Below are 642 nucleotides of genomic sequence, written 5' to 3' on the forward strand. Positions count from 1 at the left end.
TTCGCAGATTAGCACGTCCTTCATCGCCTCTGATTGCCTAGGCATCCACCGTGTACGCTTATTCGCTTAACCTCACAACCCGAAAGTGTCTTTTAAAACGGATTGCTGCGCTTCATGATTTCTGTGTTGGGCAGTGCTCGCAATGCTCACATACTTTAAGTATGCTGCGCTTGCTGTGCGCTGTCCGCCTTGAAATCATTTTGCTCGCATATCCTTTCTGAAGAGTACTTTTCAGATTTGAGATTTTGAGAGACTCACCAATATACCTCGTTGATATATTGATTTGTTTTCAATTTTTCAGCTTGTTCCAGATTGTTAAAGAGCATAATAAGTAAGATAACTCGTTTGAATTAGCTTAGTTATTCTCTGACTCTCATCAGATAAGTGGTACGCCTTTCACTCATACCGCGCATTGGCGTCCCCTAGGGGATTCGAACCCCTGTTACCGCCGTGAAAGGGCGGTGTCCTAGGCCTCTAGACGAAGGGGACTTTTGTCAGCTTCGCAGACGCGCTTTTGCTCGTTCTTCATCAGACAATCTGTGTGAGCACTTCACATAACACGTATCTCTTAGGTAAGGAGGTGATCCAACCGCAGGTTCCCCTACGGTTACCTTGTTACGACTTCACCCCAGTCATGAATCA

At 45.6% G+C, this 642-nt stretch carries 1 tRNA gene and 1 rRNA gene; both read right to left on the reverse strand.

From position 1 onward, the window contains the following. Positions 1–413: 413 nt before the first annotated feature. Positions 414–489: transfer RNA gene (locus tag ACYUCW_RS18110), tRNA-Glu, on the reverse strand. An 84-nt stretch (positions 490–573) separates the two neighbouring features. Continuing rightward, positions 574–642: ribosomal RNA gene (locus ACYUCW_RS18115) — 16S ribosomal RNA — on the reverse strand; the annotation flags it as partial.

Source organism: Proteus sp. MB838 (genome assembly GCF_054767435.1).